This is a genomic window from Aequorivita xiaoshiensis (assembly GCF_022008395.1).
Taxonomy (GTDB): domain Bacteria; phylum Bacteroidota; class Bacteroidia; order Flavobacteriales; family Flavobacteriaceae; genus Aequorivita; species Aequorivita xiaoshiensis.
Genome location: NZ_JAIRBB010000030.1, coordinates 1 through 3426, shown reverse-complemented (window position 1 = coordinate 3426; position 3426 = coordinate 1). Strand labels below are relative to the sequence as shown.

Below are 3426 nucleotides of genomic sequence, written 5' to 3'. Positions count from 1 at the left end.
AAAGTTCCATTAACAGGAGAAACGGGATGGAGATATGACGGAACTGATAGAACTACTTTGCATAATTATTTATACACAGTCGAAAATACAAGAGATTTCGATTGCTTTGTGGTAGGAACTGTAGTTTCAACTAATAAGAAAAAGAAAAATTACTTTGTAACAATCAAGCTGACCAATGTTGATAATTGTGAATATAAAAACCCAATTTATAATGAAAAAGAAGTGTCAGTTGGAAAATTAATGGAAATAAATATGGCGATTGACAAAGTAATAATTGAATAAATACGGTTGCCAACAATGTATAACCGCAATTACGGCAGATTCGACTACGTCTGAATCCACTCGGAATTGCTAACGTCTGTGCCAAGCCGAATATTAACGCATATTAACCCGTAACTGCGGTTATACTAAACGTTAGCAAATATTTAAAAAAACAAAAATGGCTAAATTGATATTAGATACTTGTAGCTGGCTCGATTTAGCTAAACCAAAATACTCTGAAATTCTCGAGGAACTGGAAGAACAAATTAGTGAAGGAATAACAATTCTTATTACTTGCGATATAATTATTGAGGAATGGGAAAGGAATAAAGTGAAAATTATTAATCAAATCCAAGCTTCTATAAAATCCTACGCTAAAAATGCTTTACAAATTTCAAATTATTTGCCCGAAAAAGAGAAGAATGAAATTGATGCAATATTATCAAAGTATAGAAGTATTGAAAAAGAGCAGATAAAATTGGCAGAAACTCATTATGATAGAGTTGAAAAACTTTTGAAAACCTCACAAGTTTATGAAATAAATGATACGCTTAAGGTTTATACCGCAAATAGAGCTTTAAAGAAAATTGCCCCTTTTCATAATTCAAAAAATAATATCGCTGATGCCTTAATATTTTTTGGTGCTACAGCTTATGTTGAAGAAAATTATGTGATTGCAACAGATATATTATTTGTATCTCAAAATACAACTGATTTTGCAGACCCATTGGATAAATCAAAAATTCATCCTCAACTGGAAAATAACAAAGTATTTTACTCAAATAATATTGCATCTGCCATAAAAATGCGAAAAGAAGTAATTGATGAACTTGACGAATATAATGAATATAAATTTGAAGAATGGGTGGATTTACAAACAGATATTATGCGAGGAAAATGAGAAAAAACATTTGCTAACAACGTATAAAAATAATAGGGCAATGAGTGCTTAACCCAATGGCAAAGGCACTTTTTCGAGGTAGCCAAATTTTTAAATTTGGCTTATTGAGAAGAAAAGTTAATAAGAAAAATTTAAAAATTCGGCTTGTGTTTCATCCGAATGGTTTGCGCCTTTTTTCAGCCCTACTATTCTTATACACAACCGTTACCACACATTTAAAATGAAAATCGTTAGTTCTAATTTAAACTTTATTCTTCTCGACGTTATTGACGAGAAAAACTCAAGCGGATTAAAATTAAAACTAACTAATTTAAATCATTTTCCGAGAAAATTAGAACCGAAAGAATTTAAAAAATTTGAACTAAAACTTATCGGAATTGAAAAGAAAACCAAGCTCAAAACTGAACTTGAAAAATTTGCGGACAACTATTTAGACATTGATGAAATTAAAACTGGAATTTTAGATTTCTGGAGTGATGGCTATCAAATTGGGAAATTCAAAGTTGATAGTTTTGTAGAAAATGTAATGGAATTGACAAAAGAAGATTGGATTGATAATTATCAAAATCTTTTAAATTTCTATTACAAACAAGATGATGAAATAACAAAAGAAAGTATATTACAAACTAAATTTCTTGACCGATTAAAAAAACTGACAGAAGAGGAAATAAAAAAATACGAGCGAAAGTCGGAATTCTTTAAAGATGATAAGGACAAAATTAATGCGCTGAATGAAAGAATGAATTTAGCAAATCGAATTGAACAAATACACCAACAGTTTATATCAGAATTAAAGAATATCGGATAAAAAACGTGTGGTAACAACGTATATAGCTCATAGCTTGGTAGTTGTTTAATCGAAGTTAAGGCATATTTGGAAAGTCGCCAAATTTTTAAATTTGACGATTTCCAATAAAAAAGATAAATAGTAAAATTTAAAAATCTGGCTTGTGCTCAACCTAATAGAAACAGCATTTTTTCGCGCTACGAGCCATATACAAAACCGTTAGCAAACATTAAAATCAACATTGAAGATAAATGAGATTAAGAATAATAAGAGATATAATTGACGAAGAAATTCCTTTTATCGAACTGAAAGGAACAGCAAGAAATTCAAACCCAAAAACATATCAACTAACCAATGCCGACACTTTGCAGAATGCAATAAGTGAACTCGATGAATTGGGAATGTTTGACACTATAATTGAACAATTAAAAAAACAAAGTTTTTATTCTCACACATCAAGTAATAATCTTGTAATTCCAGACCAAGAGTATCGATTACTAGCTCAAAAAATTCCTGAATTAAAAAGAATTGCAGAAGGTATTTCAAGAGCAATTACACAGACAATTGATGATAACGATGAGAATGTTATTAGTATAAAAATCCCAAAACCACAAAATTTTGAAGATTTAAAAATTACTTCTGACAAACTACATAAAGTATTCTCACAAACCTTATCGGCTGAAGAAATCAATGGCGGAATAAGAATTAAGAATTTTGATACTGGCTCTTATTGGGTTGACATTATTGCAAGTTCAAAAGAAGTGGTAGCAATAATTGCCGGTTTAGCGTGGTCTGGTGTAGTGGTTTTTAAAAAACTTCAAGAAGGTCGGGTAATGCAACAGCAAGCACGAGAATTAAAAATTTCAAACGATGCAATTGAAGAAATCGTAGAAAAGACTAAAGAGAAAACAAACGAGATTGCTGATATGGAGGCAAATCATCTCTATAAAATGTTCTTTAAAGGAAAAAATAACGAACAAATTGAACGAATTAAAATGGCTCTAAAAGAACTAGCTGATTTATATTCGAAAGGAGCTGAATTGCATCCATCACTTAATGCCGAAAATAAAATAATAGAAGCCTTTCCCGATTTTGAAAGAATTGAAAGTATTATGTCAAAAATTAAAAAAATTGAAGGAAAGAAATAACGTTTGCTAACAACGTATATAGCTCATAGCTAGTTAGTTGCTTAATCGAAGTTAAGGCATATTTGGAGAGTCGCCGAATTTTTAAATTTACTGTAGTTTTTACTTTATATTTTGGTAGCAGTAGTCCTTCGGTGGACGATTTCCAATAAAAAAGATAAATAGTAAAATTTAAAAATCTGGCTTGTGCCTAATCCGAAATTAATCGTTAATTTACACGCTACGAGCCATATACACGACCGTTGGCAATAATTAAGGAGAACCTATGAAATTAAACTTTTTAGATAGTGGTCTTGACTCTTTAAAAAAGGGATTTAAAAGTCTTGTCGAAT

At 30.4% G+C, this 3426-nt stretch carries 4 protein-coding genes; all 4 read left to right on the top strand.

Features of this window, described 5'->3' with window-relative positions; translation table 11 throughout:
* Positions 1–282, top strand: a 282-nt coding sequence (locus K8344_RS13715; RefSeq protein ID WP_237609248.1) for a hypothetical protein, incomplete at its 5' end; no start/stop codon positions are given.
* Between the two features lie 166 nt (positions 283–448).
* Positions 449–1162, top strand: a complete 714-nt coding sequence (locus K8344_RS13710) for a PIN domain-containing protein (protein WP_237609247.1) — start codon at positions 449–451, stop codon at positions 1160–1162.
* A gap of 220 nt (positions 1163–1382) precedes the next feature.
* Positions 1383–1970: a hypothetical protein gene (locus K8344_RS13705; RefSeq protein ID WP_237609246.1), complete on the top strand. Its 588-nt coding sequence runs from the start codon at positions 1383–1385 to the stop codon at positions 1968–1970.
* Positions 1971–2200: 230 nt separating this feature from the next.
* Positions 2201–3097 carry a hypothetical protein gene (locus K8344_RS13700; RefSeq protein WP_237609245.1) on the top strand — a complete coding sequence of 299 codons (897 nt, stop codon included), beginning with the start codon at positions 2201–2203 and terminating at the stop codon, positions 3095–3097.
* Positions 3098–3426: the final 329 nt, after the last annotated feature.